The sequence below is a fragment of the Streptomyces sp. NPDC090119 genome (genome assembly GCF_044747085.1).
Taxonomy (GTDB): domain Bacteria; phylum Actinomycetota; class Actinomycetes; order Streptomycetales; family Streptomycetaceae; genus Streptomyces.
Genome location: NZ_JBIVDK010000001.1, coordinates 1,495,402 through 1,520,450, shown reverse-complemented (window position 1 = coordinate 1,520,450; position 25,049 = coordinate 1,495,402). Strand labels below are relative to the sequence as shown.

26 protein-coding genes are annotated in these 25,049 nt (G+C 72.8%); 11 read left to right on the top strand and 15 right to left on the bottom strand.

The window, feature by feature from the left end:
* Positions 1-18: 18 nt before the first annotated feature.
* Both ACIPPM_RS06945 and ACIPPM_RS06940 read right to left on the bottom strand, forming a co-directional pair.
* On the bottom strand, positions 19-693 hold the full coding sequence (locus ACIPPM_RS06945) for a peptidoglycan-binding protein (protein ID WP_401443916.1): 675 nt from the start codon (positions 691-693) through the stop codon (positions 19-21).
* A 67-nt stretch (positions 694-760) separates the two neighbouring features.
* Positions 761-1,612: a hypothetical protein gene (locus ACIPPM_RS06940; protein WP_401443913.1), complete on the bottom strand. Its 852-nt coding sequence runs from the start codon at positions 1,610-1,612 to the stop codon at positions 761-763.
* Between the two features lie 165 nt (positions 1,613-1,777).
* On the opposite strand from ACIPPM_RS06940, the gene ACIPPM_RS06935 reads away from it, so the two are divergent.
* Complete coding sequence (locus ACIPPM_RS06935) at positions 1,778-2,509, top strand: TetR family transcriptional regulator (protein WP_401443911.1); 732 nt, start codon at positions 1,778-1,780, stop codon at positions 2,507-2,509.
* Between the two features lie 116 nt (positions 2,510-2,625).
* Positions 2,626-3,030, top strand: a complete 405-nt coding sequence (locus tag ACIPPM_RS06930; RefSeq protein ID WP_401443908.1) for a Zn-ribbon domain-containing OB-fold protein — start codon at positions 2,626-2,628, stop codon at positions 3,028-3,030.
* Positions 3,031-3,076: 46 nt separating this feature from the next.
* On the opposite strand, the gene ACIPPM_RS06925 is transcribed toward ACIPPM_RS06930, so the two are convergent.
* Together ACIPPM_RS06925 and ACIPPM_RS06920 are read right to left on the bottom strand one after the other, a co-directional pair.
* Complete coding sequence (locus ACIPPM_RS06925) at positions 3,077-3,661, bottom strand: SMI1/KNR4 family protein (RefSeq protein WP_401443905.1); 585 nt, start codon at positions 3,659-3,661, stop codon at positions 3,077-3,079.
* Between the two features lie 36 nt (positions 3,662-3,697).
* Positions 3,698-4,084 (bottom strand): PPOX class F420-dependent oxidoreductase, encoded by a 387-nt coding sequence (locus ACIPPM_RS06920; RefSeq protein ID WP_401443903.1) that lies wholly within the window; start codon positions 4,082-4,084, stop codon positions 3,698-3,700.
* A 142-nt stretch (positions 4,085-4,226) separates the two neighbouring features.
* Here ACIPPM_RS06920 and ACIPPM_RS06915 point away from each other — a divergent pair, with 142 nt between their 5' ends.
* Together ACIPPM_RS06915 and ACIPPM_RS06910 are read left to right on the top strand one after the other, a co-directional pair.
* Entirely contained in the window at positions 4,227-5,057 is an 831-nt protein-coding gene (locus tag ACIPPM_RS06915) for an SAM-dependent methyltransferase (RefSeq protein ID WP_401443901.1), read from the top strand.
* 136 nt (positions 5,058-5,193) lie between these two features.
* Positions 5,194-6,570, top strand: a complete 1,377-nt coding sequence (locus ACIPPM_RS06910) for a S1 family peptidase (protein WP_401443898.1) — start codon at positions 5,194-5,196, stop codon at positions 6,568-6,570.
* 83 nt (positions 6,571-6,653) lie between these two features.
* On the opposite strand, the gene ACIPPM_RS06905 is transcribed toward ACIPPM_RS06910, so the two are convergent.
* From ACIPPM_RS06905 to ACIPPM_RS06880, 6 genes are all read right to left on the bottom strand, one after another.
* Positions 6,654-6,842: a hypothetical protein gene (locus ACIPPM_RS06905; RefSeq protein ID WP_401443896.1), complete on the bottom strand. Its 189-nt coding sequence runs from the start codon at positions 6,840-6,842 to the stop codon at positions 6,654-6,656.
* A gap of 142 nt (positions 6,843-6,984) precedes the next feature.
* Positions 6,985-7,680, bottom strand: a complete 696-nt coding sequence (locus ACIPPM_RS06900; protein WP_401443894.1) for a L,D-transpeptidase family protein — start codon at positions 7,678-7,680, stop codon at positions 6,985-6,987.
* Positions 7,681-7,825: 145 nt separating this feature from the next.
* Positions 7,826-8,632: an SDR family NAD(P)-dependent oxidoreductase gene (locus tag ACIPPM_RS06895; RefSeq protein WP_401443891.1), complete on the bottom strand. Its 807-nt coding sequence runs from the start codon at positions 8,630-8,632 to the stop codon at positions 7,826-7,828.
* A 77-nt stretch (positions 8,633-8,709) separates the two neighbouring features.
* The gene (locus ACIPPM_RS06890; RefSeq protein ID WP_399565732.1) at positions 8,710-9,339 is read right to left on the bottom strand and encodes an MBL fold metallo-hydrolase; all 630 of its coding nucleotides are present in this window, start codon (positions 9,337-9,339) and stop codon (positions 8,710-8,712) included.
* Positions 9,339-10,427: an S-(hydroxymethyl)mycothiol dehydrogenase gene (locus ACIPPM_RS06885; RefSeq protein ID WP_401443888.1), complete on the bottom strand. Its 1,089-nt coding sequence runs from the start codon at positions 10,425-10,427 to the stop codon at positions 9,339-9,341. The genes ACIPPM_RS06890 and ACIPPM_RS06885 overlap by 1 nt, the downstream gene beginning before the upstream one ends.
* Before the next feature lie 164 nt (positions 10,428-10,591).
* Entirely contained in the window at positions 10,592-10,891 is a 300-nt protein-coding gene (locus ACIPPM_RS06880; RefSeq protein ID WP_401443886.1) for a hypothetical protein, read from the bottom strand.
* 171 nt (positions 10,892-11,062) lie between these two features.
* Between ACIPPM_RS06880 and ACIPPM_RS06875 the strand changes: the two genes are divergently transcribed.
* The gene (locus tag ACIPPM_RS06875; protein ID WP_393599578.1) at positions 11,063-11,428 is read left to right on the top strand and encodes a nuclear transport factor 2 family protein; all 366 of its coding nucleotides are present in this window, start codon (positions 11,063-11,065) and stop codon (positions 11,426-11,428) included.
* A gap of 70 nt (positions 11,429-11,498) precedes the next feature.
* Here the strand turns inward: ACIPPM_RS06875 and ACIPPM_RS06870 are convergent, their stop codons facing one another.
* Together ACIPPM_RS06870 and ACIPPM_RS06865 are read right to left on the bottom strand one after the other, a co-directional pair.
* Complete coding sequence (locus ACIPPM_RS06870) at positions 11,499-12,524, bottom strand: alcohol dehydrogenase (RefSeq protein WP_401443884.1); 1,026 nt, start codon at positions 12,522-12,524, stop codon at positions 11,499-11,501.
* A 90-nt stretch (positions 12,525-12,614) separates the two neighbouring features.
* A complete protein-coding gene (locus ACIPPM_RS06865; RefSeq protein ID WP_401443881.1) occupies positions 12,615-13,109 on the bottom strand; it encodes a metallophosphoesterase family protein in 495 nt (164 codons plus the stop codon).
* 88 nt (positions 13,110-13,197) lie between these two features.
* Between ACIPPM_RS06865 and ACIPPM_RS06860 the strand changes: the two genes are divergently transcribed.
* On the top strand, positions 13,198-13,635 hold the full coding sequence (locus ACIPPM_RS06860) for a MarR family winged helix-turn-helix transcriptional regulator (protein ID WP_393604714.1): 438 nt from the start codon (positions 13,198-13,200) through the stop codon (positions 13,633-13,635).
* A gap of 47 nt (positions 13,636-13,682) precedes the next feature.
* Positions 13,683-14,267, top strand: a complete 585-nt coding sequence (locus ACIPPM_RS06855) for a hydrolase (protein ID WP_401443878.1) — start codon at positions 13,683-13,685, stop codon at positions 14,265-14,267.
* 60 nt (positions 14,268-14,327) lie between these two features.
* Here the strand turns inward: ACIPPM_RS06855 and ACIPPM_RS06850 are convergent, their stop codons facing one another.
* Both ACIPPM_RS06850 and ACIPPM_RS06845 read right to left on the bottom strand, forming a co-directional pair.
* A complete protein-coding gene (locus tag ACIPPM_RS06850; protein ID WP_401444231.1) occupies positions 14,328-14,597 on the bottom strand; it encodes a hypothetical protein in 270 nt (89 codons plus the stop codon).
* 125 nt (positions 14,598-14,722) lie between these two features.
* The gene (locus ACIPPM_RS06845) at positions 14,723-17,176 is read right to left on the bottom strand and encodes a SpoIIE family protein phosphatase (protein ID WP_401444229.1); all 2,454 of its coding nucleotides are present in this window, start codon (positions 17,174-17,176) and stop codon (positions 14,723-14,725) included.
* Between the two features lie 205 nt (positions 17,177-17,381).
* On the opposite strand from ACIPPM_RS06845, the gene ACIPPM_RS06840 reads away from it, so the two are divergent.
* Positions 17,382-19,514, top strand: coding sequence for a SpoIIE family protein phosphatase (locus ACIPPM_RS06840; RefSeq protein ID WP_401444227.1), 2,133 nt, complete (start codon positions 17,382-17,384; stop codon positions 19,512-19,514).
* 114 nt (positions 19,515-19,628) lie between these two features.
* Here ACIPPM_RS06840 and ACIPPM_RS06835 read toward each other — a convergent pair whose 3' ends face one another.
* Positions 19,629-21,032, bottom strand: a complete 1,404-nt coding sequence (locus ACIPPM_RS06835) for a S1 family peptidase (protein ID WP_401443876.1) — start codon at positions 21,030-21,032, stop codon at positions 19,629-19,631.
* Between the two features lie 654 nt (positions 21,033-21,686).
* On the opposite strand from ACIPPM_RS06835, the gene ACIPPM_RS06830 reads away from it, so the two are divergent.
* The 3 genes from ACIPPM_RS06830 (at position 21,687) to ACIPPM_RS06820 (ending at position 25,049) form a co-directional block, all read left to right on the top strand.
* Complete coding sequence (locus tag ACIPPM_RS06830) at positions 21,687-21,902, top strand: hypothetical protein (protein ID WP_030805100.1); 216 nt, start codon at positions 21,687-21,689, stop codon at positions 21,900-21,902.
* 109 nt (positions 21,903-22,011) lie between these two features.
* A complete protein-coding gene (locus ACIPPM_RS06825; protein ID WP_401443873.1) occupies positions 22,012-22,818 on the top strand; it encodes an HlyD family efflux transporter periplasmic adaptor subunit in 807 nt (268 codons plus the stop codon).
* A complete protein-coding gene (locus ACIPPM_RS06820) occupies positions 22,815-25,049 on the top strand; it encodes an NHLP family bacteriocin export ABC transporter peptidase/permease/ATPase subunit (protein WP_401443871.1) in 2,235 nt (744 codons plus the stop codon). Before ACIPPM_RS06825 ends, ACIPPM_RS06820 begins: the two co-directional genes overlap by 4 nt.

Genomic DNA, 25,049 nt, shown 5'->3' with positions numbered 1-25,049 from the left:
CACCCGGCTCGCTCCGGCTCACCCCGTGCCGGTGCGGAACTCCAGGGCGCGGCGGGTGTCGTCGCCGTAGACACCGGTCTCGTCGCCCCGGATGCCGTACCAGAGCTGGAACCGGGCTACGGCGGCGGTGAGTTGGGGGTCGTAGGCGCCGGTGGCGGCTCCTTCGTGGAAGACGTCGGGGATACGTAGCAGGCGGCGGCGCAGGTCGGTGACCTCGGGGCCGGAGTCGCCCTGGCGGAGGGTGCCGGGGCCGTCGGGGTCGGTGACCGAGGGCGCGGTGGAGGCGGTGGCGGCGGGGGCGGTCGCCTCGGCGGGTGGCGGTGCGGGGCGGGCGCTGGCCTCCTCGCGGCCGGGGAGCAGGAGGGCGCCACCGAAGCCGACGAGGGTGGCCGCGGCCAGGCCCAGGCCGATCGCCCAGCGCCGGTGGGCGGAGCCGGACGGCGCGCCGGGGCCTGTGTGTCGGCCTTGGGCTGGGCGCGAACGTGTGTCGTCGGGCGGTACCGGTGGCAGTTCCTCGGTGTCGGCGTCGGCCGGGGGCGCGGTGGGTGGCTCCGTCCGCACCCCGGCCCCCGGCTCCGGCATCAGCTCGCGCATCAGCTCCGCGAGGGCGTCGGTGGGGCGGGCCCGCAGGACGCGGACGGGTTCCACGACCCTTGCGGGGCGCGGGCGTTCGGGATCGGGGGGTGTCGGCACGCTGCTCTCCTTCCGTCCCTCGCCGGGAGATACGGAGCGCGGGGCGGCGTCGTTCAGCAGGCCCCCGTCACGCCGGAGCCAGGGCTCCCGCCAGCACGAAACGGCTCAGGGACGCGGTGAGGGTGCCCACGAACGCGTCCTGGTCCTCCTCGCCGAGCACGTCCAGGGAGAGATACGGGTTCAGGTCCTCCAGCTCGACCAGGAGCAGGTCGCCCTCGAGGGTGCGGCACGCGTCGACGCGCTGGATGCCGTGGCCGAGCGCGTTCCAGTCGATGAAGCCGCGCGCGAACTCCAGGTCGGCTGCGGTCGCCCGGTACGGCTTCAGGGTCCAGCGGTCGCGGGGGTCGGGGGCGTAGAGGGCGTACTGGAAGTCGTCGTCCACGAAGTAGAAGGACACCTCGTGGACGAAGTCGATGTGCGGCTGGACCAGGACCGAGCCGTCCGCGACCGGGGCGTCGGCGACCCGGCTCGCCGGGACGGTGCGCAGGCCGAGGGAGTCCGCGCCGTAGGTCGGCTTCACCACGTAGCGGTCGGCGACGGGCAGCCGGTGCAGGTCCTCGGCGCGGTCGACGGTGGGGATGACCGGGAGCCCGGCCTCGGTGAGGTCGAGCAGATACCCCTTGCCCGCCATGTCGGCCTTGCCGGTCAGCGGGTTGTAGACCAGGGTGCCGGTCTCCAGCGCGCGGGCGCGGAACGCCTCGTACTCGGTGTGATAGCCCAGCACCGGGCCGCTGTTGCGGACCACGACGGCGTCGAAGCCCTCCATCAGCGCGGCCGCGTCCATCGGATGGCACAGGGCGAGATCGAAGCGGTCGCGCAGCCGGGAGGTGAGGAAGACGTCCTCGTCGCCGTAGCGGCGCCCTCGGGCCGGGTACGCCAGGTCGGTGACGTAGAGCAGGCGGGGGCGGGCGGAGGGCATACGGGATCTCCTCGTACGGGCCGGGTGCCGACAGGGTGGAGAAAGGTTACGTCGCAGCGGACGGACGATGATCGCCGGGCCCGCACGGAGCACTCGGTTCCCTCATCAGGACCTGTCGGCTGCACTCAGTGCCACAGATGGCCCCCGGATGCTACTTTCCCGTCCATGAGCACCAGCAGTGCGGCGCCGCCCGCGAAGCCGCCGATGCGCGACGCCCTGGTGGCGGCCGCCTTCCAGCTCTTCCTGGAGCGCGGGTACGAGCAGACCACGGTGGACGACATCGTGGCGCTGGCGGAGGTCGGACGGCGGTCGTTCTTCCGCTACTTCCCCTCCAAGGAGGACGTGGTCTTCCCCGACCACGAGAGCTGCCTGGCCGACATGACCGCGTTCCTCGCGGCGGGCGAGGACGACGAGGAGCCGGTGCGGCGGGTGTGCGACGCGGCCCGGCTGGTGCTGCGCATGTACGCGGAGAACCCGGCGTTCTCGGTGCAGCGCTACCGGCTGACGCGCCGGGTGCCGGGGCTGCGGGCGTACGAGCTGTCGGTGGTCTGGCGCTACGAGCGCGCGCTCGCCGCGTATCTGCGCGGCCGGTTCGCGGACCGGACGGACGGCACGCTGCGCGCGGACGTGATCGCGGCCGCGGTGGTCGCCGCGCACAACAACGCCCTGCGCTCCTGGCTGCGTTCGGACGGCAAGGGCGACGCGGAGGCGGCCGTGGACCACGCGCTGGGCTGCGTCCAGACGGCGTTCGCCGACAACCCGGTCCGGCCCGCGCCCTCTCCCTTCCCGCCCGAGTCGCCGCGCCCCGACGACGTGGTGGTCCTGGTGGCCCGCCGGGACGCTCCCCTGTGGCAGGTGGTCCGGCAGTTCGAGGCGGCACAGGGCGAGGGCCGCTAATTCAGGGTACGCAGTGCCTTTACGAGTGACACTGAGTGCCATACGCTGTCGCTCGTGCACGGTGGCACGGCATCGGGCATGAGCGGATTCCGGCCCAGTGCAGGGAGTTGACGAGCGTGTACCACCACTCAGCAGGAACGGCCCAGCCGGTGGCAGGCTCGGCGGGCCTCCTCACCGAGCGCCCCGCCGACTCCATCGAGTACCAGCGCTGCGGCTGGTGCGGCACCGCGATGTACCACCGCCTCCTCTGTCCGGTCTGTCAGGGCAGCGACCTGCGCACCGAACGCAGCGAGGGCGTCGGCACGATCCGCCACTCCACGATCGTCCACCGCAACACCCCCGCCGCCCGCAACGTCTCCCTGGTCGAACTGGCCGAGGGCTTCGTCGTCCGCGGCCGCGTCATGGGCCCCCCGGTCGGCATCCACAGCGGCGACCGGGTCCGCCTCTCCACGGCCAAGGACCCGGTACGCGGCGAGCCGGTCTTCCAGCTCCTGGACGAGACGTGCCGGGCCTGGACCTGAGAAGCGCGCCCTCGCCGGGAGGGACGGGCCGAGGGCCGGCGGCGAATCAGCTCCCGGGCTCCGGCAGAGACCGGTCCGGACGACCGCGGAGCTGCGGCGAAGTGAGTTCGAGGGCCCGGTTGTCCCGGCCCCGGGACATGTGGTCGAGCCACCGCTCGTACCAGGCGAGGAAGTCCTGGGCGGAGGACACGTCGGGGCCCCAGTGACTGTCGGCGTTACCGGTCACCACCCGGCCCGCGAGGGGGCCGGTGAGAGCCAGCAGGCCGACGTCCGAGCAGCCCATCTCGACGAAGTGCAGAAAGAGGTCTCCGTCCTGCGCACCGCTCGGCGGACGGAAGCCGCGTGGCTCGCCGGGCCCCGGGCTCGGCTCCATCACGAGCAGCACGCACTTGTGGAGGGGCAGAAGACCGTAGAAGGGCCCCGCGCCCGATCCGCCGATGTGGAGCAGAAACTGTCGGTAGGCGTCGGGGAGAGTGACCGACTTCTCCGCCTCGAAGGCCGCGATCCGCCGGTCCGACAGCCGTGGGCCGAGGCGGAAGCGATGGCTCTCCTCGCCGAAGGAATGGCTGCGCAGCGGCTGGAACGGTACGGCGGCCAGTTTGCGCCGCACCCGGGGTATCCGGGGGTCCATCGGGCCACTTCTCCCGTCCGGAGTCATTGGCTTCCCCTAGGCGGGGAACGTCACCCGAATACCCACCGTGCCCTCGGTCCCGCGTCGCAGCTTGCTGCCGAGGAGTGTCAGGCGGCCCGCGATGCCGTACTTGCGGGCGATCAGGGTGCGGTAGCGGGCCGTGGTGGCGGGGTCGGCGATCTCGGCCTTCGCGGGGAGCTGGGCGCCGGTGGGGCGGCCACGCATGTCGCAGGGGCCCACGAGGACGTCGGCGCGGCGGCGGATGCGCTTGACCTTGTAGCTGTCGGCGGCCGTCCAGACGCCGAGGGCGTCGCCGTCGGGCACGACCCAGACCGGGGTGGCCACCGGAGTGCCGTCCTTGCGGTAGCTGGTGACCAGCAGATACTTGCCCGAGCCGAGCCGGGACACAAGCGCGTCGTCCATGCCCCGAGTCTACGAGGCGGGCCGCTGCGGGCCCCGGCCGACACCCCCCAATGCCGCGGACCTGCGGCGAGGATCAACTCCGGCGTCTAGATTGCGTCTTGACCGGTACCTCTCGCATCAGGCACCCCAGGAGCTGACCCCCGTGACCGACAACCCGGCCGTCACCAACGACGTGGCCGTGTCGCTGCGCGCCCGCATCAACACCGGCCAGCCGCACACCGCCCGGATCTGGAACTACTGGCTCGGCGGCAAGGACAACTACGAGGTCGACCGCGCGGCGGGCGACCAGATCCGCCAACTGCACCCCGGCATCGGGGAGTACGCCCGCCACGACCGTCTCTTCCTGGGCCGCGCCGTGCGTCACCTGGTCGGCGAGGTCGGCATACGGCAGTTCCTGGACATCGGCACCGGCCTGCCCACCGCCGACAACACGCACGAGGTCGCGCAGAGCGTGGCGCCGGAGACGCGGGTCGTCTACGTCGACAACGACCCGCTGGTCCTCACGCACGCCCGCGCCCTGCTCACCAGCACCCCCGAGGGCCGTACCGACTATCTGGACGAGGATCTGCGCAACGTCGACGCGATCTTCGAACACGCCGCGAAGACACTGGACTTCAGCAAGCCGGTGGCCCTGATGCTGCTCGGCGTGGTCATCTTCATCGGCGACGAGGAGGACCCGTACAGCCTGGTCCGGCAGCTGCTGGAGCGGCTGCCCGCGGGTAGCTACCTGGTGCTGTCGCACACCGTCACCAGCCCCTCGATGCCGGACGTGGACGAGGCGGTGAAGTTCTGGAACGAGCACGGCACCCCGAAGCTCACGCAGCGCACCCCCGAGGACGTGACCCGCTTCTTCGACGGCCTGGAGCTGCTGGAGCCGGGCGTGGTGTCCTGCTCGCGCTGGCGTCCCGAGGGTGCCGGGGAGGGCGAGCCGGAGGAGGTCGCCATGTTCGGCGGGGTGGCCCGCAAGAACTGACCCCGCCGACCGGGCGGAATCATGCCGTCCGGTGAACACTCCCGGCCCCGGACCCGTACTGACGGGGGGCGCTCATGACCGGAGGGCCCCGTGCCGCCGGTACGGGCGGTGCGCGCTCGGGGTTCGGGAGTCTGGCATGAGGCACGCACGACGGCGGGTCGTCCGGCGAGTGACACGGCTGGCGGCGGTCGGCGGACTCCTCCTGGGAGGAGGGATGGTCGCGCAGGCGGCCATGGCGAGCGAGACCCCGGCCGCGCCCGCGACGACGTTCAGCGCGGCCGGTACGGCCGGGGACAAGGGCGCGGCGCTCGCGGCGAAGCTCGGCACGGCCCGCTCGGCGGGCAACTGGGTGGACGCCGAGGGCCGTCCGGTCGTCGCGGTGACCGACGAGCGAGCGGCCGCCGAGGTGCGGCGGGCGGGGGCGCTTGCGAAGGTCGTCGGGCACAGCATGAATGAGCTGAAGTCGGCCACCGGCGCGCTGCGTTCGGCGCCCCGCGTGACCGGCACCGCGTGGGCGGTGGACTACCGCACCAACCGGATCGTGGTGAGCGGGGACCGTACGGTGTCGTCCGGCGACTGGACGAAGATGACCCAGGTCGCCTCACGCATCGGGAACTTCGTGACCATGGAGCGGACCGAGGGCAGGTTCACCACCCGCCTCAACGGCGCCCAGCCGATCCTGTCGACCGGCGGCCGCTGCTCGGCGGGGTTCAACGTGACCAACGGGCAACAGGAGTTCATCCTCACGGCCGGGCACTGCGGGCCGACCGGCTCCATCTGGTTCGCCGACGGCCAGGGCACCCGGCAACTGGGCGCGACGGTCAACAGCAGCTTCCCCGGCGGTGACTTCTCCCTCGTCCAGTACGACACCGGCAAGGCCGGGCAGGGTGCCGACGTGGTCGCGGTGGGCGGCGGCAAGGGGGTGCGGATCACCGGGTCGGCCGACGCGGCCGTGGGCCAGCGGGTGTTCCGCAGCGGCAGCACCAGCGGGCTGCGCGACGGCCAGGTGACCGCACTCAACGCCACCGTGAACTACCCCGAGGGCACGGTCACCGGGCTGATCCAGACCAATGTGTGCGCCGAACCCGGCGACAGCGGCGGCCCGATGTTCTCCGAGGGCATCGCGCTCGGCATCACCTCGGGCGGCAACGGCGACTGCACCACGGGCGGTACGACGTTCTTCCAGCCGGTGACGAAGGCGCTCGCCGCGCTGAACGTCAGGCTCATCACCGCCACCCCGCCCCCGGGCGCCGCCCGGAGCGCCTCCCCCACCCCCGCGACGGAGGCCGGCCAGAGCGGGATGACGCCGAGCGCGGCCCAGCCCGGTTTCTCGGCGCCGGTGACCGGTGTCGAGGGAGAGACCCTGCTGGCCCGGCTCACCGACCCCCGGAACGTCGGCCCCGGACTGCTGGTGATCGCGGGCAGCGTCATCGCGCTGATCGCCACCCGGTACATCCGCGCCGAGCAGGACCGCAAGGCGTACCAGCGGTACTACTCCGCGACCTGGGGCTGACCCCGGCCCCGGCGGGCGCGACGAAGGAGGGCACCCGGTCACGGGTGCCCTCTCGGCGGTACGACGATGGCTGCGGGGTCCGGTCAGACCGAGCGGCGCGGTGTGGGGGCCGCGGCGGCCCACTCCATCACGAGGCGCTGGTACTCCGCGCGCTGCTCGCTGGTCAGGATGCCGCCCGACCGGCGCCACAGGGCCCGGATCTCCTCGTTGACCTCCGCGGCCGAACGCCCGCAGGAGGCTTCAGCAGTGGTGGTGGACATGGTGTGAAGCATATGCCGGTCCCCGTGAAGGCAGCGTGAATAAGTACGCGCTATTCGGGCATTTCGGACCGTGTTACTCATCACGTCAAGAAGCCGCGCGGAAGGGCGAGTTCGGCTCCACCGCTCGCCCCGCCCGTCCGCGCGCGGGTCCCGCTCAGGTGCCGGGCTTGCGGCCGTAGACGAAGACGTCGTCGCCGTTCTTCAGCAGTGACCAGTACTTCTTCGCGTCCTTGGTGGTCATGTTCACGCAGCCGTGGGAGCCCGGCGGGTTCCACATGCTGAGACCGACGGAGTGGAACGCCTGCCCGCCGTCGAAGAACTGGCTGTAGGGCATCGGCACGTCGTAGAGGTTGGAGACGTGGTCGATGTCACGCCAGTAGATCTTCTTCAGGCCGGTGCGGGTCTCGTACTTGTCGCGGCCGGTGCGCACCGGGACCGGCCCGTAGACCAGCTTCTTGCCGTCCTGGACCCAGCTGAGCTGGAGGGTGAGGTTCACGCAGGCGATGCGGCCCTTGTTCACCGGGCACTTGCCGTCCTTGTTGGGGTTCTTGCCCACGGCCTTCTGCCGGTTCATGAGGTCCATCACACCCCAGGTGACCGGTCCGGCGTAGCCGATGTTGGGGGTGATGCCGTGCTTGTTCTGGAAGCTGCGGATGGCCGAGCAGTCCCCCGAGGACTGCTTGCCGTCCGCGGTGCGGCCGAGGAACCGCTCGACCTGCTTCTGGTACGGGCCCGCCGTGGTGGTGCAGCTCGCGGCCTGGGCCGGAGTGGCGGTGGCGGCGATGGTGAGCGGCGCGACCAGCGCGCCGACCCCGAGTGCGACGGCTCCCCGTCTGCGTATGTCGCCCATGGTCGGCCCCATCCCTTCTCCCCTGCGGGTCCCGGGGACGTCCCCCGGGCGGTCGCCCCGTGTTGTTCTCGGGGCTTCGGCCTACTAGACCGGCTCATCGGCCGGATGGTTGTGTTTCCGGCATGCTGTGACGAAACGGTGAACTTTACCCCGGCCCGGTGCGGCTCCCGTCCAGCGCGGTCCGGAACCCGGTGTGCACCGAGGTCAGGCCGCCGTCGACGACGAGGGTGGTGCCGGTGATCCAGGCCGCGTCGCGGGAGGCGAGGAAGGCGACGGCCGCCGCGATGTCCTCGGGCTCGCCGACCCGGCCGAGCGGGTAGCAGTCGCGCACGGCGTCCAGGTCGTCGTCCCGCCCTTCCCAGGCGGAGGTGCGCACGGTGCCCGGCGCGACCAGGTTCACCCGCACCCCGCGGGCGGCCGCGTGCCCGGCGAGGGTGCGGGTGAGGGAGCCGAGACCGGCCTTGGCGGCGCTGTAGGCGTGGTTGCCGAAGTCCATCAGGCCGTTGACCGAGCCGATGCTGACGATGGCGCCGCGGCCGGAGGCGGCGAGGTGGGGCAGCGCGGCCTGGCTGCAGCGCCGGACACCACCGAGGGTGATGTCCAGATCACGGGCCCAGGACTCGTCCGGGTCGTCCTCGAACGCCGGGCCTTCCGGGGAGCAGTGGGCGGCGCAGTTCACCAGCACGTCCAGCGAGCCGAAGGTCTCGACCGCGTGGGCGACGGCCGCCTCCACCGAGGTCCGGTCGGCCACGTCGCACGTCGACGCCGCCGCGGTGAGCCCCTGTCGGCACAGCTCGGCGGCGACGCGTTCCGCCTCGGGTGCGTCCTGGTCGGTCACCAGGACCCGGGCGCCCTCCTCGGCGAGGCGCCGGGCGACTGCCGCGCCGATGCCCCGGCCCGCGCCCGTGACGAGGGCGCCGTGGCCCGGGAAGCGGTGGGTGAGATCGGTCATGGGCCGACGGTAGGGCAGCGGGAACCACCGCGACAGAGGCTGTTCGGCCGCGGTGATCCCCTGTCGGGTCGTACGGCTCAGTGGCCGCGCTCGATCCATTCCTGGAGGTGGCCCGACTCCTCGCCGATCGTCGTCGGGTCGCCGTGGCCGGTGAGCACCTTGGTCTCCGGGGGGAGGGTGAGCAGCCGGTCGCGGATCGAGTCGATGATCGTCGGGAAGTGCGAGTACGAGCGCCCGGTGGCGCCGGGGCCGCCCTGGAAGAGGGTGTCGCCGCTGAACACCGCGCCGAGACCGGGGTCGTAGAGGCAGACGGCGCCGGGGGCGTGACCGGGGGTGTGCAGCACGGTCAGGTCGGCTCCGGCGGCCTCCAGGACCTGGCCGTCGACCAGGTGCTCGTCGGGCTCGCGGTCGGGGTGGGTGAGCTGCCACAGCGGCAGGTCGTCCGGGTGCAGCCAGATGGGGGCGCCGGTGCGTTCGGCGAGCGCGGGGGCCGCGTTGACGTGGTCGTTGTGCGCGTGGGTGCACACGATCGCGGTGAGCCTGCGGTCGCCGACGGCCGCGAGGATGGCGTCGGCGTCGTGGGCCGGGTCGATGACGACGGCCTCGTGGTCGTCGCCGACGATCCACACGTTGTTGTCGACGTCCCAGCTGCCCCCGTCGAGGGTGAACTGGCCGGAGGTGACGAGTCGTTCGATGCGGGCGGTCATCAGAACTCCACCACCGAGCGCAGCACGTCACCGTGGTGCATCCGCTCGAACGCCTGCTCCACCTGGTCCAGTTGGATGGTCTCGGTGACGAACGCGTCCAACGGCAGGCGCCCCTGGAGGTGCAGGTCGATCAGCATCGGGAAGTCCCGCGAGGGCAGGCAGTCGCCGTACCAGGAGGACTTGAGGGAGCCGCCGCGGCCGAAGACGTCCAGCAGGGGCAGTTCGAGCTTCATCTCTGGCGTGGGCACACCGACGAGGACGACGGTGCCGGCCAGGTCGCGGGCGTAGAACGCCTGCTGGTAGGTCTCCGGGCGGCCGACGGCGTCGATCACCACGTCGGCGCCGAAGCCTCCGGTGAGTTCGCGGATCGCCTCGACCGGGTCGGTCTCCTTGGAGTTGACCGTGTCGGTGGCGCCCAGCGTGCGCGCGGTCTCAAGCTTGCGGTCGTCGATGTCCACGGCGATGATCTTCGCGGCCCCGGCCAGCGCGGCACCGGCGATGGCCGCGTCCCCGACACCGCCGCAGCCGATGACAGCGACGGAGTCACCGCGGCCGACGGCGCCGGTGTTGATGGCCGCGCCGATGCCCGCCATCACACCGCAGCCGAGCAGTCCGGCGACGGCCGGGGAGACCTCGGGGTCGACCTTGGTGCACTGCCCCGCCGCGACGAGCGTCTTCTCGGCGAAGGCGCCGATACCGAGCGCGGGGGTGAGTTCCTGCCCGGTGGAGGCGAGGGTCATCTTCTGCTTCGCGTTGTGGGTGTTGAAGCAGTACCAGGGGCGGCCACGCAGACAGGCCCGGCAATTGCCGCACACCGCACGCCAGTTGAGGATCACGAAATCACCGGGCGCCACCTCGGTGACGCCGTCCCCCACCGACTCCACGACACCGGCGGCCTCATGGCCTAGCAGGAAGGGGTAGTCGTCGGAGATGCCGCCCTGCTTGTAGTGCAGATCGGTGTGGCAGACACCGCACGCCTGGATGTCGACGACGACCTCGCCGGGGCCCGGATCGGGAATCACGATGGTCTCGATCCGTACCGGCTCGTCCTTCCCCGGTGCGACAACGCCGCGTACTTCCTGCGCCATGGTCTGGCCCCTTTTCGTCGGTGTCCCTGTCCGCTCGACCCTACGCCACCGGGGGCAGCCGCCGGGAAGGCTCGACAGGGCTGGGACCAGCGGGTTTCCCGGCATGACAGAGGGCCGCCCGGTCACGGACGGCCCTCCTGGATACGGCTGTTCAGACGGGGCGCCTACAGGCCGGGGAGCAGCCCGGTGACGGGGGCGGCGAGGTCGGTGACCTGGTGCAGTTCGTTCAGCCGGTTCAGCTCGCTCACCTGGTTCAGGCCGCGCAACTGCTCGCCGACGCGCGGGACCTGGCTCTGGGCCTGGGGCGGGAGTTCGCTGACGGCGGCGTCGTCCAGCACGGTCATCGGGTTGAGCTGCCCGCCCGCCGGTGCGGTCGCGTCGGCCGCGTTCGCCATGGGTACGGCAAGGCCCGTGACACCGACGGCCAGACCGACGGCGGCGACGATGCGTCGTGTTGAGATCATGCCTTGAGCAACGCCCGTACCCCGTCGCCGGACACGGGCGGTGGCCGTCGCTCACCCGACAGGCGGACCCGGTCTCTTGCGTTTGCCGTGTCCGCCGGGGCGGAGGAGTCTCGGATGTGGGCCCCTGCGGCCCGCCGCCCGCCGGGCCGCGGGCGTACCAAGGAGGTCACCATGGGCAGCAAGCAGGACTCCGCCTTCACCACCGAGGCGTTGCGCGAGGCCATCGAGGCGGACTCCGGAGAGGGTCTGCTCGCGCTGTACGAGGACGACGCGCAGATCCGCGTCATCGACCACGCCGACCAGCCGAGCCATCCCAAGGTGCTGCGCGGCCGGGGCGAGATCGAGGAGATGCTCGCCGACATCTACAGCCGCGAGATGATCCACCGGCTCGACCAGTGCGTCATCGACGGCGACCACGCGGCGTTCACCGAGTCGTGCCAGTACCCCGACGGCAACAAGGTCTACGCCGAGTCGATGGTCACGCTGCGCGACGGCCGGATCTCCGACCAGATCATCATCCAGGCATGGGACGAGTAGGCGCGTAGCTCGCACGGGTCCAGGTCGGCTCTCGGCCGACCTGGACCTTCCCGGCCCGGCGCCGACCGGATCAGGTGGTGAGGACCATCCGGAAGCGGGCCTTGCCCGCGAGCATCTTCTGGAAGGCGGAGTCGGCGTCGTCCAGCGGCACGGACTCGCTCATCGGGCGGATGCCGTGCAGCGCGCTGAACTCCATGGTGTCCTGCACGTCCTGGGAGGTGCCGGAGGGGTGGCCCTTGACCTCGCGGCCGGCCATCAGGAGCTGGACCGGGCTGATGTCGAGCGGCTCCATGGTGGCGCCGATGACGACGAGCTGGCCGCGCGGGGCGAGGCCGTCCACGGTGGCCGACATGGCGTCCGAGTTCCCGGCGGTGGCCAGCACCACCTTGGCGCCGCCGAGCGCTTGGAGCGCCTCGGCGACCGGGGTGCCCGCCGTGCTGTCGATGTAGTGGTTCGCGCCCAGTTCCCGCGCGAAGTCGGCCTTCTCGGCGCCGCGCGCGATGGCGACGGTCTCGAAGCCCATCGCGGCCGCGTACTGCACGCCGAGGTGGCCGAGGCCGCCGATCCCGAGGACGGCGACCAGGTCGCCGCCGGGCCGGGCGTCGGTGTGCCGCAGCGCGTTGAACGTGGTGACGCCCGCGCAGGCCATGGGGCCGGCGTCGGCCGCGTCGAGGCCCTCGGGGATACGGGCGAGCGCGTCGACGGGGACGATCACCTGCTCGGCGAAGCCGCCGTCGTAGGCCCAGCCGGGCACCTGGAGGCGGACGCAGGTGATGAAGTCGCCCTCGCGGCAGGGCTTGCACCAGCCGCAGCTGCCGCCGAACCAGCCGACCGCGACCCGGTCGCCGACTTTCCAGTCCCGCTCCGCGGTGCCCTCGCCGAGTTCCGCGATCCGGCCGGCGATCTCGTGTCCGGGGACCTCGGGGAAGGTGATGCCGGGCAGCCCGCCCTCGACGAACATGGCGTCGCTGTGGCAGATCCCGCACGCCTCCACGGCGATCCGCACATGGCCGGGGCCCGGCTGCCGTACCTCCCGCTCGACCAGTTCGAAGCCGCCGCCGGGTTCCGTCACCTGCGCCACTCGATAGGTACTCATACGCCTCTCCGGAGAACGTCACCACAGCCCGCGAGGGCCCTCGCTCCAGCAGACCAGCCCCGCCCCGATCCCGCGCGCCGGAGCGACGGGCTACGGGAGTGCGTGCGTGGTGACGTCGGTCAGGGCGCCGTCCGCCACGGTCATGGTCATGTACGTGCAGTGCGGCTGGCGTCGGCGGTCGGTCGGTGAGCCGGGGTTGAGCAGGCGGAGGCCGCCGGGGGCGGTGGTGTCCCAGGGGATGTGGCTGTGCCCGAAGACCAGGACGTCGAGGTCGGGGAAGCGGGCGGCGCAGCGGGCCTCGCGGCCGGTGGCCTGGCCGGTCTCGTGCACCACGCCGAAGCGCAGGCCACCCAGCTCGGCGTACGCCACCTCCGTGAGGCGGGCGCGCAGGTCGGGGCCGTCGTTGTTGCCGTACACGCCGATGAGGCGGCGGCTCCGGGACTCCAGCACGTCGAGGGTGGCGGTGTCCACCCAGTCCCCGGCGTGGAACACCACGTCGGCGTGCGGGAGTTCGGCGAGCAAGCGGTCCGGGAGCCGCTTGGCCCGCTTGGGGAGGTGGGTGTCGGACATCAGGAGGAGGCGCACGGTCCCAGCGTAGGGAAGCCCAATGGACAGGTAAAACTGAACAGTCTCAACTGGACAGGCTGGGCTGACGCTCCCTACGGTGGCGGACATGGTCCACATCTCCGGCTCGGCCGCCCGCGCGGCACGCGATCTCCGCGTGGTGTTCAGCAGGCTGCGGCGCCGCATCCGTGAGGTGGCGCGGGACGCCGATCTCACGCCGCCGCAGGAGTCCGCGCTCTCCCTGGTCGGCAAGCACGGCGCGGCGACGGCGAGCGCCCTCGCGGCGGCGGAGGGCGTCCGGCCGCAGTCCATGGCGACGACGCTCGCCGCGCTGGACGGCCATGGGCTGATCCGCCGCGCCCCCGACCCGGACGACGGCCGCCGTCAGCTCGTCACCCTCACCGAGGCGGGCCGGGCCCGCGTGGAGGGCAACCGGCAGCTCCGCGAGGAGTGGCTGGCCCGCGCCTTCCAGGACCGGTTCACCGAGGAGGAGCGGGAGACGGTCCTGACCGCGCTGGAGCTGCTGGAACGGCTGTCCCGCCCCTGAGACCGGCCCCCTCCCCTCATCCCCCACCCTTTTCGAGAGGCCCCCGCATGTCCGTCACCACGCTCGACCCCCGTACCGCCCTCGTCGTGATCGACCTCCAGGCCGGGATCACCGCGATGCCCGTCCAGCCGCACTCCGCCGCCGACGTGGTGGCCCGCAGTGCCGAGCTGGCCGACGCCTTCCGCGCCCGTGACCTGCCGGTGGTGCTGGTCCGGGTCTCCTTCGCGGCCGACGGCGCGGACGCCGTGCCCGGCCGTACCGAGCGCCAGGCGCGCGGCCTGTCCTTCCCGGAGGGCTGGGACGTCATCGTGGACGAGCTGACCGGCCACCCCGGTGACATCCAGGTCACCAAGCACAACTGGAGCGCCCTGTTCGGCACCGACCTGGAGGTGCAGCTGCGCCGCCGGGGCGTCACCCAGATCGTGCTGACCGGCATCGCCACCAGCATCGGTGTGGAGTCCACGGCCCGTGACGCGTACGCGGCCGGATACCACGTCACCCTGGCCACGGACGCCATGTCCGACGCCGACGCCGACGCGCACACCAACAGCGTCGAGCGGATCTTCCCCCGCCTCGGGGAGAGCGGTACGACGGCGGAGATTCTGGACCTGCTGGCCAAGACCCACGCCTGAGCGCGCCAGGGCGGCCCGGCACCCACACGGGTGCCGGGCCGTTCCGCCATCGTCGTCCGGTCAGTCCCCGGCTGCCGCCGCCCGTTCCACCTCGGCCTCGACGTCGGCGCGGGCCCGCCCGGTCTCCCGGGCGTAGTCGCTCAGCGCGGTCTGCACATCGCGGGCCAGGTCACGCCAGGCGCGCAGGGCGGTCTCGTACGTCCCGGACTGCGCGCCGGTCATCGCCCGCTCGGCCGGGGGCCCGTAGGTGTCCCGCAGTTCGTCCACGGTGGCGTGGGCCGCGGCGGCCGCGCGCTGCTTCTGGACCAGTTCTTCGAAGGTGTGTGCCACACCAACCGACCCTAGGCACGCGGGGCGAACGCGCCACTCGGGGCCGCCGTCCGCGCCGTCCGCCGGGGTCCGTCTCGCCGTGCCGTCGCCCGCCTCGTCAAGCTCGCTCATCCCCCACCCGTCCCTCACGCCTCGTCCGTCATCAGCTCCGCCCAGACCTGTTTGCCGCCGCTGACCGGGACGGTGCCCCAGGCGCTGGAGACCGCCTCGACCAGCAGGATGCCCCGGCCGCCGGTGGCCTCCCAGCCGACACTGGTCGGTTTGAGGGGGCCGCGCGGCGAGGAGTCGGTCACCGCGATGCGCAGCCGGTCGCCGACCAGGCTCAGGTCGAGCCGTACCTGCCCCTCGGTGTGCACGAGGGCGTTGGTGACCAGCTCGGACACGATCAGCAGGGCGGTGTCGGCGGTGTCCTTCGGCAGGTCCCAGACCCGCAGGGTGCGGCGGACGAAGCGGCGGGCGTGCCGGACCGCCTCCGGGACCCGCCACACGCTCCAGCTCTCGCGCCGCGGACGTACGGCCATGCCGTCGTAACGCACCAGCAGCAGCGCCACGTCGTCGCCCCGGTGAGCGCCCGCGAGCAGGGCGTCGGCGGTCTGTCCGAGGTGGGCGGGGTCGGCGGCGGCGAGGTCGCGGGCGAGCCGGTCCATGCCGGTGTCGAGGTCGGTGCCGGTGGATTCGACCAGGCCGTCGGTGGTGAGCGCGAGGACCGTGCCGGGCTTCAGCTTCAGCGGGGTCATCGGATACTCCGCACGGGTGAGCACTCCGAGCGGCGGCCCGCCCTCGGCCTGCACGATCTCGGTGCTGCCGTCCGGGTGGCGCAGCACCGGCTGCGGGTGCCCGGCGCGTACGCACAGCGCGGTGCCCTGCTCCATGTCGATGTCCACGTACACGCAGGTGGCGAAGAGGTCGCTCTCCATGTCCAGCAGCAGCCGGTTGGCGTGGGCGGCGACCACGTCGGGCGGGTGGCCCTCGGCGGCGTAGGCGCGCAGGGCGGTGCGCATCTGGCCCATGAGGGTGGCGGCGCCCGCGTTGTGGCCCTGGACGTCGCCGATGACGAAGGCCACGTGGTTGTCGGCGAGCGGGATCACGTCGTACCAGTCGCCGCCGACCTCCAGTCCCTCGGTGGCGGGCAGGTAGCGGGCCACCGCCTTGGCGCCGGGGAGGCGGGGCAGTCGGCGGGGCAGCAGGGTGCGCTGGAGCATGCCGACGAGTTCGTGCTCGGCGTCGAAGGCGTGGGCGCGGCGCAGGGCCTGTCCGGCGAGGGCGGCGCAGGCGGTGAGCAGGGCGCGTTCGTCGGGGGCGAACTCGTGCGGGCGGTCCCAGCCGATCAGGCAGGCCCCGGCCATCCGGCCGCCCGCGGGCAGCGGCAGCACGGCGAGCCCGCCGGGGCCGACTCCGGCGAGGCCGGGCTCCAGGTCGGAGCCCGCGGGCCAGACGTGGGCGCGGCCGTCGCGCAGCGCGGCGGCGAGGGCGGGCATCGCGCGCACCGGCGCGTCGGGCCACTCGCCGCGCCACTCGGCCCGCCAGAGTTCGGGCCACGCCTCGGGTTCGGGCGGGTCGAGGACGGTGACGACGAGCCGGTCGTTCTCCAGTTCGGCCAGGGCGATGCGGTCGGCGCGCAGGGGTTTGCGCAGGGCGTCGACGACGGCCTGGCCGACGTCCTTGACGGTGCCCGCGGTGGCGAGGTCGGCGGCGAGGCGCTGGACGCGGGCGACGTCGGTGACGTCGGAGCGCAGCTTGGTGGCGTCGGCGACGGTGCCGACGAGCCGGGCGGGGCGGCCCTCGCCGCCGGGCAGCGGGCGGCCGCGCAGCCGGAGCCAGCGGGGTACGCCGGAGGGCTGGCGGACGCGGAACTCCAATTCGCGTTCGTCGAGCGACATGTGGTCGGGTTCGACCACGGACATCAGCGCGGGCAGGTCCTCGGGCACGGTGAGCCCGAGCAGCGTCTCCACCTTGCCGTCGAAGTCGTCGCGCGTGATGCCGAACAGCCGCAGGATCTCGTCGCCGACCTCGACCCGGCCGGTGTCCATGGCGAGGCTGAAGGCGTCGGCGGCGGGCTCGCGGGAGTCGGCCGGGCCGGAGTCGGGGACGGCGATGGCGCGGGAGATCAGTTCCAGCGCGGCCCGTTCGCCGGGGTCGAAGCCTTCGGGCCGTTCCGCGACCGCGAGCAGGCACCCGCTGCCGGGCCCGGCGAGCGGCAGCACGGCCAGGGAGAAGTCCGGCGACGGGGTGCGGCGGGACTCGGCGCGGTCGGCCAGCTCGCCCGGGCCGAGCCAGCGGGGGCGGCCGGTGCGGCTCGCCTCGGCGACCGGCGCGCCGCTGTCGGCGGGGTAGCCGTCGCGCAGCCCGAAGAGCGTGCGGGGCAGACCGGCGGACTCGGCGAGCCGCAGCACGGAGGGGTCGTCACCGGGGACGTACACCCCGGCGAACGCGGCCCCGGCGAGGACGAGCGCCTGTTCCAGGAGGCGGCGCGGCAGGTCCGGGGCGGCGGGCGCGGCCATGAGTGTGGCGAGGACGTGCTCGGCACGCCCGGCTCCCGTCCTGCGCACCGCAGCACCCTCACTCGCCACATCGGCCATTACAGCGCGTGCGGGCGCGCGGCGCAGCCCCTGTGCACCGACCACGCGCGGTTTTTCCCTACCTCGCGATCGCCGTAAAAGCCCTGAAGGGCTACGTACTCGCCCTTTCCGCGCCCGCTTGAGCCGTGTCCGGACCGGGTACTCGGACGATTCCCCGGATCCGGGACTCGTCCGCAGGCAAGGGCGCGAGGGGCCGTACGAGGAGGTGGTCGGCGTGTCCGACACGCCGGACCCCGCGCGGGAGCCCTCGGGGGCCGGACGCCCCCTGCTCTCGGTCACCCTGACCGCGATGATGGAGGACGTGGGCGCGCACTCCGGCGCGGTCTACCTGCTGCGGCCGGATGTGCCGGTGCTGGAGATGGCGGTGATGGCGGGACTGCCGCGGGCGTTCGCGGCGCCGTGGGAGCGGGTCGGGGTGAGCGCGCCGATCCCGGTCGCGGAGGCCGTGCGGCAGCGGCGGCCGGTGTGGGTGGCGGGCGGGGAGGAGATGGCGCGCCGTTTCCCGCGCGTCGCGGTGGTGCTGCCGTACCCCTTCGCGCTGGCGGCGCTGCCGCTGGCGACCGAGGACACCGTGCACGGCTCGGTGTTCGTGACCTGGCCGGCCGGGCACGGCCCGGAGCTGTCCGAGCGGGAGCGGACGCTGCTGGCGGCGGGGTGCGAGCGGCTGACCCGGCTGCTGGAGCGGGCCACGGCCGAGAACCGGACGCTGGGCCCCGAGCGCGATCTGGTGGCGGCGCCGGACGCGGCCGTCGCGGACACGCTGGGTCCGGTGGAGGCGGCGCGGATGGTGGCCCGGCTGCCGTACGGGCTCGTGTCGCTGGACCTGTACGGCCGGATCGGCCATGTCAACGCGGCCGCCGCCGAACTCCTCGGCCGTCCCGCCGCCGAACTGCTCGGCACGCTGCCCTGGGTGTCGGTGCCGTGGCTCGACGACCCGCTGTACGAGGACCGTTACCGGGCCGCGCTGATCAGCCGCCGCCCGACCTCGTTCGTGGCGCTGCGGCCGCCCGACCACTGGCTGTCCTTCCGGCTCTATCCGGGCAGCACCGGGCTGAGTGTGCGCATCACCCGGGTCCGGGTGCTGACGGAGCCCACGGATGTGCCCGCCGGAACGCGGCCGCACCGGCTGGTGACGATCTCCCGGCTGCTGAGCCTGACGGGGGCGCTGACCGAGGCGGTGGCGGTGGACGATCTGGTCCAGCTGGTCGCGGACGAGGTGGCTCCCGCGGTCGGCAGTCACGCCCTGGTGCTGCTCGCCGCCGAGGAGGGCCGGATGCGGGTGCTCGGACACCGGGGGTTCCCGGACGAGCGGGTGGTGCGCTGGTTCGACGGCATGCCGCTGACCGAACGGACGCCGGGTACGCGGGCGTTGAGCAGTGGGGTGCCCGCGTTCTTCGAGTCGGTGGAGCATCTGGAGCGGCTGTATCCCGTGCGGCGCGAGACCCGTGACGGCTACGCGGCCTGGGCGTACCTCCCGCTGGTCGCGTCCGGGCGCCCGGTGGGGACGTGCGTGCTGGCGTACGCGGAGCCGCACTCCTTCCCCGCCGAGGAGCGGGCGGTCCTGACGAGCCTCGGCGGGCTGATCGCCCAGGCGCTGGAGCGGACGCTGCTGTACGACGCCAAGCACCGGCTGGCACACGGGCTCCAGGAGGCGCTGCTGCCGCACTCGCTGTCGCCGCCGCCCGGCATCGAGGCCGCCGCGCGCTACCTCCCGGCGACCCGTGGCATGGAGATCGGGGGCGACTTCTACGACCTGGTGCCGACCCGGCCGCAGGCGTCCGCCGTGATCGGCGACGTCCAGGGGCACAACGTGACGGCGGCCGCGCTGATGGGCCAGATCCGCACCGGTCTCCGCGCGTACAGCGCGGTGGGGCAGGCGCCGGGCGAGGTGATGGGCAGCATCAACCGGCTGCTGATCGACCTCGGCACCGAACTCTTCGCCAGCTGCCTCTATCTCCGCCTCGACCCCGCGCACGGCCGGGCCGTGATGGCGCGGGCCGGGCATCCGCCGCCGCTGCTCAGGCGTCCGGACGGCCGGGTACGGGTGCTGGACCTGGCCGGGGGCCCGCTGCTCGGCATCGACTCGACGGCGGCGTACCCGACGACGGACGTGACCCTGGCGCCGGGCTCGGTGCTCGCCCTCTATACGGACGGACTCGTGGAGTCGCCCGGCGTGGACATCGAGGACGCGCTGATCGATCTGGGCGCGCTGTTCTCCGAGGCGGGCGACGGACCGCTGGAGGACGTGGCGGACGCGCTGGTCCGGCACGGCACGGCGGACCGGGAGCGGGTGGACGACGTGGCGGTGCTGCTGCTCCGGGCGCGGGACGGGAGATGAGCCCCGGCACACAGAGGGTCCGGCCCTCCCGCCGGAGGGCCGGACCGTCCCCGCCCGACACCCTCGTACGGCCGGGCGGGGGGCTCGAGTGCGGCTCAGCGGAGCCGCGGTGGGTCAGTTGGAGCCGGTGAGGGACGAGGTCCCGCCGCGCTGACCGCCCCGGTGGTGCCGCTTGGTGCCCTTCTCCTCGGCGGCACCCGCGCCCGCCTGGTCGTCGGCACCGGCACCCGCGCCCGCACCGGCCTGGTCTTCGGCGCCCGCACCGGCACCGGCCTGGTCGTCGGCGCCCGCACCGGCCTGGTCGCCCGCACCGGCTTCGTCACCGGCGCCCGCCTGGTCGTCACCGGCACCCGCACCGGCACCCGCGCCCGCGCCCGCGTCGCCGAGGGTGGCGCCGGTGGCCGCGAGGGCGGCGGTGACCGGCTGGAAGAAGGTCTCGCCGCCGCTGGTGCAGTCGCCGCTGCCGCCGGAGGTCAGGCCGATCGCCGCGCCCTCCTGGGTGAACAGGGAGCCGCCGCTGTCGCCGGGCTCGGCACACACGTCGGTCTGGATGAGCCCGGTGACGGTGTCGACGCCGTTCGGGTCGGTCTCGCTCTGGAAGTTGACGGTGGCGTCGAGGCCGGTGACCTGTCCGTCGTGCAGTCCGGTGGTGGAGCCCATGCGGAACACGGTGGAGCCGACGGTGGCCTCGGCGGCCTGGGTGATCGCCACGGTCTGCCCGTTGCCCGCGTTGACCTCGCTGGGCGCCTGGGTCGCCGGGTCGTCGTACTTGACGAGGGAGAAGTCGCCCTCGCCGGGGAAGGTGGCCTGGTCGACGGTGGCGATCGGCTGGCCGGTCTCGGAGTCGGACCACTGCTTCGCCGCGACCCCGCAGTGACCGGCCGTCAGGAAGGCGGGGCTGCCGTCGGAGGCGGTGACGTTGAAGCCGAGGGAGCAGCGGACGTTGCCGCCCTGCACCTGGGAGAAGATCGCGTCGCCGCCGGAGACGAAGGTCTTGAAGGTGCCGCCGGTCTTCTTCAGCGTGGCCGTGCCGGAGCCGAGACCGTCGACGGTGGACTCCAGCCGGTCCCACTTGGCGCCGGTCACCGTGGAGTCGGCGCTGACGATCACCTTGTTGGTGCGCGGGTCGACGGCCCAGGCGGTACCGGGGATGGACGCCTTGGTCCGCAGGGTCTGCGCGGCGGAGCGGAGGTCGGCGGTGCTGTTCTCCACCTGCCGTACGACGGCGCCCGAACTCTTCGCACGTGCGACGGCGGCCCCGTCACCGACGGCGTTGACGACGAGCTGCCGCTTGGCGCTGTCGTAGTAGGCACCGGCGAACTGGCCGCCGAGGGACTGCTTCAAGCGGGTGGCGAGCGTGGTCGCGTCGGTGGTCTTGAGGGTCCTCGCGGTGCCCGCCGCGGCCGCCCCCTGGTCCTGGGAGTTGTCCTGGGAGGCCATGGCGTTGGGCAGCAGCAGGGCCGCCGCTCCGAGGGCCGCGACACCGCCCACCGCTATCGCGGCCTTCCTCTTGGGCATGCGCTTGTGACTCAACTTCTCGACCTCCTGGGTACGGGGGTCTGCCGCTGTCGGGCAGTTCGATGGGGGGTGCCGGCTGGCTACAGGTACGGGCGTCCGGCCCGGCGCGTTCAATCCCGATTGCCAACTTCGTTGTGTGCGTGGGGAATCAGCCACGACCAGGCCCGACCTGACACACCGGCATCTCGATCACCACACGTCACGGAGCGGTGGCCCTCCGTCCAACACGCGGAGCGGAATCCCCGCTTCAGGGAATCTGCACATCCCGCACCCAGGCAGGTCACGGACCGCGAGGTTTGCGCACCGGTACGGGTGTCCCGGACACGCCTTTGGAGAGGTGTGCCGGATTCGCGTTACCCGCGGTAGTGGAGACGGCGCGATGACGGCGGGGGGAATGTGAAGGAGAACCGTCCACGTCGTGCGCGCCCCTGCACGAATGCACCGCACCGTGGGCCGAACTCGCTGGTGAGAGCCCTGCGCAAGTGGAATCCGGCGCGGCGTGCGTGCTTTGATCCATCGCATCGCAGGAACCGCCCCACGGCAGCCGGAGACGGCGGCCGGAAGGTCTGGAACTCCTAGCGGTCGCGGCCGTCATCTGTCCCCAGAGGGGGCCGCTCCCCCCTTGTGAAGACCTATACGAAGGGAAGTTCCCCCATGAACTCCACCCCCCGTGTCGAGACCGTCGAGATCTCGGACGCCGAGCTGGACAACGTTTCCGGCGGTCTGTCCGTGAACGCCCTCTCCACCGTGACCGGCGCCGTCAACGGCATCGCCCCGGTTTCCGGCCTGGTGGACACCGCCGTCGGCACCGTCGAGGGTGTCACCGGCCTCAACACGGCCCCGGTCACCGGCCTGGTCGCCGGTCTCTGACCGCACCTCGGTGTCACCGAGAGTCCCGGACCCCCTCGCGGGTCCGGGACTCTCGGGCGTCCCGAAACTTTTTCCGTGACATCGTCTCTCCTCGGGTGAGGGAAGTTCCGTGCAGTTCCGCCAACAGGCCCTCGCCAAGCTCCAGTCACCGGAGGATCTCGACCTCCCGGTGCGGCTGGCACGCCCGCAGGGGTGGCTCGTGCTGGGCATCACCGTCGTCGTGATGGCGGCCGCCTCGGTGTGGGCGGTGACCGGTACGGTCGCCTCCACCGTGAGCGCCCCGGCCATCCTCAACCACGGGCAGGGCAGTTACGTCCTCCAGAGCCCCGTCGCCGGTCAGGTCACCGGTGTGCTCGCCAGGCAGGGGCAACGGCTGCCCGCGAACGCCCCCGTGCTCAAGGTCCGTACCGCGCAGGGTGATTCCGTGATCCGGACGGTCGCCGCGGGCCGGATCACCACGCTGGCCGCGACCATCGGCCAGATCGTGCAGACCGGCGCCGACGTGGCCGCCGTGGAGAAGGTCGCGCACGACTCGGACCCCCTGTACGCGACGGTGTACGTCCCCGCGGAGAACGCCGCCGCCATCCCCGCGCACGCCACCGTGGACCTGACCCTGTCCTCCGTACCGGCCGAACGCTACGGCGTGCTGCGCGGCCGGGTGAAGTCGGTGGACCGTACGGCGCAGTCCGCGCAGTCGGTCGGCGCGTTCCTCGGCGACAACCAGCTCGGACAGCAGTTCACGCGTAAGGGACGTCCGGTCGCCGTCCTCGTCGCGCTCGACAGGTCGGCGTCCGCGAAGAGCGGTTACCGCTGGTCGACGGCGGGTGGGCCGCCGTTCGGGCTCGACTCCATGACCCTGGCGTCCGGTTCGGTGCATCTGACCGACCAGCGCCCGATCGATTGGCTGCTCCCGTGACCGCCCCGACCGACACCGCGCAGGAGAACCGCGGCCGCAGACGGGCCGCACCGGCCCGCCGCCCGGTACCCAAACCCCGTGGCGGCACGGTGCGTACGCCCACCGTGCTGCAGATGGAGGCCGTCGAGTGCGGCGCCGCCTCCCTCGCCATGGTGCTCGGCCACTACGGCCGCCATGTCCCGCTGGAGGAGCTGCGCATCGCCTGCGGTGTCTCCCGCGACGGCTCGCGTGCGAGCAACCTGCTGAAAGCGGCCCGGAGTTACGGGCTGACCGCCAAGGGCATGCAGATGGACCTGGCGGCGCTCGCCGAGGTGCGCGCCCCGGCCATCCTGTTCTGGGAGTTCAACCACTACGTCGTCTACGACGGCATGGGCCGCCGCTTCGGCCGGCGCGGGGTGTACATCAACGACCCCGCCAAGGGCCGCCGGTTCGTGCCCATGGAGGAGTTCGACGGCAGCTTCACCGGTGTGGTGCTGGTGCTGGAGCCGGGCGACGGCTTCAGCAAGGGCGGCCGCAAACCCGGAGTGCTCGGCGCGATGCCCGCCCGGCTGCGCGGCACGGCGGGCACGCTGCCCGCGGCGGTGCTGGCGAGCCTGCTGCTGGTCGCGGTGGGCGCGGCGGTGCCCGCGCTCAGCCGTACCTATATCGACATGTTCCTGATCGGCGGCCAGACCTCCCTGCTCGGCGTGCTGTTCGCGTCGATGGCGACCTGTGTGGCGCTGACCCTGGTGCTGACCTGGCTCCAGCAGGCCAATCTGCTGCACGGCCGGATCATCTCCTCCACCCTGTCCAGCGCGCGCTTCCTGCGGCATCTGCTGCGGCTGCCGGTCACCTTCTTCTCCCAGCGCTCCCCCGCCGACCTCGTCCAGCGGCTCCAGTCCAACGACCAGGTCGCCGAGACCCTGGCCCGCGATCTCGCGGCGGCGGGCGTGGACGCGATCGTGGTCGTGCTGTACGCGGTGCTGCTCTACACCTACGACCCGCAGCTGACCTTCGTCGGTATCGGCGTGGCACTGCTGAACATCGTGGCGATGCGGCTGGTGATCCGGCTGCGCGCGACCCGCACCGCCAAGCTGCGGGCCGACACCGCGCGGCTGACCAACACCTCGTACACCGGGCTCCAGCTCATCGAGACGATGAAGGCGACCGGCGGGGAGGACGGCTACTTCCGGAAGTGGGCCGGGCAGCACGCGGCGACGCTGGAGGAGCAGCAGAAGCTCGGGGTGCCGAGCGCCTGGCTGGGGGTGGTCGCGCCGACGCTGGCCACCTTCAACAGCGCGCTGATCCTGTGGATCGGTGGCCTCAGGGCGGTCGAGGGGCACATCTCGGTCGGTCTGCTGGTGGCGTTCCAGGCGCTGGTGGCCCGCTTCACCGCGCCGCTCACCCGACTCAACGGCGTGGCGGGCCGCATCCAGGACTTCGCGGCCGACGTGGCCCGGCTGAAGGACGTGGAGAACTTCCAGGCCGACCCGCTGTACGCGCGCCCCGGCGGCGCCGACGACACCCGCAGGCTGCGCGGGCACGTCGAGCTGGAGGGCGTCACCTTCGGCTACAGCCCGCTGGACAAGCCGCTGCTGACCGACTTCGACCTCACGGTGGGTCCGGGGCAGCAGGTGGCGCTGGTGGGCGGTTCGGGCAGCGGCAAGTCGACGGTGTCCCGGCTGATCTCGGGGCTGTACTCGCCCTGGGAGGGCGTGATCCGGATCGACGACCGCCGCCTGGAGGACATTCCGCGCGGCGCGCTCGCCGCCTCGGTGTCCTTCGTGGACCAGGACGTGTTCCTCTTCGAGGGCTCGGTCCGCGACAACGTGGCGCTGTGGGACCCCTCGATCCCGGACGAGGCCGTGGAGGAGGCGCTGCGGGACGCGGCGCTGTACGACGTGGTGGCGCGCAGGCCGGGCGGGGTGCACAGCAAGGTCGAGCAGGACGGCCGGAACTTCTCCGGCGGCCAGCGGCAGCGGCTGGAGATCGCGCGGGCGCTGGTGCGCAGGCCGAGCGTCCTGGTGCTGGACGAGGTGACCAGCGCGCTGGACGCGGAGACCGAGCTGACCGTGATGGACAACCTGCGCAGGCGCGGCTGCGCCTGTGTGGTGATCGCCCACCGGCTGAGCACGGTCCGGGACAGCGACGAGATCGTGGTGCTCCAGCACGGCACGGTCGTGGAGCGGGGCAGGCACGAGGAGCTGGTGGCGCGCGGTGGCGCGTACGCGGCGCTGGTCAGGGAGCGGTGA

Bases quoted from the DNA above. Each gene is read 5' to 3' on its own strand.
- ACIPPM_RS06900 (WP_401443894.1), bottom strand. From the start codon at position 7,680: ATGGGCGACATACGCAGACGGGGAGCCGTCGCACTCGGGGTCGGCGCG.
- ACIPPM_RS06910 (WP_401443898.1), top strand. From the start codon at position 5,194: ATGAGGCACGCACGACGGCGGGTCGTCCGGCGAGTGACACGGCTGGCG.
- ACIPPM_RS06940 (WP_401443913.1), bottom strand. From the start codon at position 1,612: ATGCCCTCCGCCCGCCCCCGCCTGCTCTACGTCACCGACCTGGCGTAC.
- ACIPPM_RS06895 (WP_401443891.1), bottom strand. From the start codon at position 8,632: ATGACCGATCTCACCCACCGCTTCCCGGGCCACGGCGCCCTCGTCACG.
- ACIPPM_RS06890 (WP_399565732.1), bottom strand. From the start codon at position 9,339: ATGACCGCCCGCATCGAACGACTCGTCACCTCCGGCCAGTTCACCCTC.
- ACIPPM_RS06855 (WP_401443878.1), top strand. From the start codon at position 13,683: ATGTCCGTCACCACGCTCGACCCCCGTACCGCCCTCGTCGTGATCGAC.
- ACIPPM_RS06880 (WP_401443886.1), bottom strand. From the start codon at position 10,891: ATGATCTCAACACGACGCATCGTCGCCGCCGTCGGTCTGGCCGTCGGT.
- ACIPPM_RS06905 (WP_401443896.1), bottom strand. From the start codon at position 6,842: ATGCTTCACACCATGTCCACCACCACTGCTGAAGCCTCCTGCGGGCGT.
- ACIPPM_RS06875 (WP_393599578.1), top strand. From the start codon at position 11,063: ATGGGCAGCAAGCAGGACTCCGCCTTCACCACCGAGGCGTTGCGCGAG.
- ACIPPM_RS06925 (WP_401443905.1), bottom strand. From the start codon at position 3,661: ATGGACCCCCGGATACCCCGGGTGCGGCGCAAACTGGCCGCCGTACCG.
- ACIPPM_RS06830 (WP_030805100.1), top strand. From the start codon at position 21,687: ATGAACTCCACCCCCCGTGTCGAGACCGTCGAGATCTCGGACGCCGAG.
- ACIPPM_RS06885 (WP_401443888.1), bottom strand. From the start codon at position 10,427: ATGGCGCAGGAAGTACGCGGCGTTGTCGCACCGGGGAAGGACGAGCCG.
- ACIPPM_RS06860 (WP_393604714.1), top strand. From the start codon at position 13,198: ATGGTCCACATCTCCGGCTCGGCCGCCCGCGCGGCACGCGATCTCCGC.
- ACIPPM_RS06935 (WP_401443911.1), top strand. From the start codon at position 1,778: ATGAGCACCAGCAGTGCGGCGCCGCCCGCGAAGCCGCCGATGCGCGAC.
- ACIPPM_RS06920 (WP_401443903.1), bottom strand. From the start codon at position 4,084: ATGGACGACGCGCTTGTGTCCCGGCTCGGCTCGGGCAAGTATCTGCTG.
- ACIPPM_RS06845 (WP_401444229.1), bottom strand. From the start codon at position 17,176: ATGGCCGATGTGGCGAGTGAGGGTGCTGCGGTGCGCAGGACGGGAGCC.
- ACIPPM_RS06870 (WP_401443884.1), bottom strand. From the start codon at position 12,524: ATGAGTACCTATCGAGTGGCGCAGGTGACGGAACCCGGCGGCGGCTTC.
- ACIPPM_RS06835 (WP_401443876.1), bottom strand. From the start codon at position 21,032: ATGCCCAAGAGGAAGGCCGCGATAGCGGTGGGCGGTGTCGCGGCCCTC.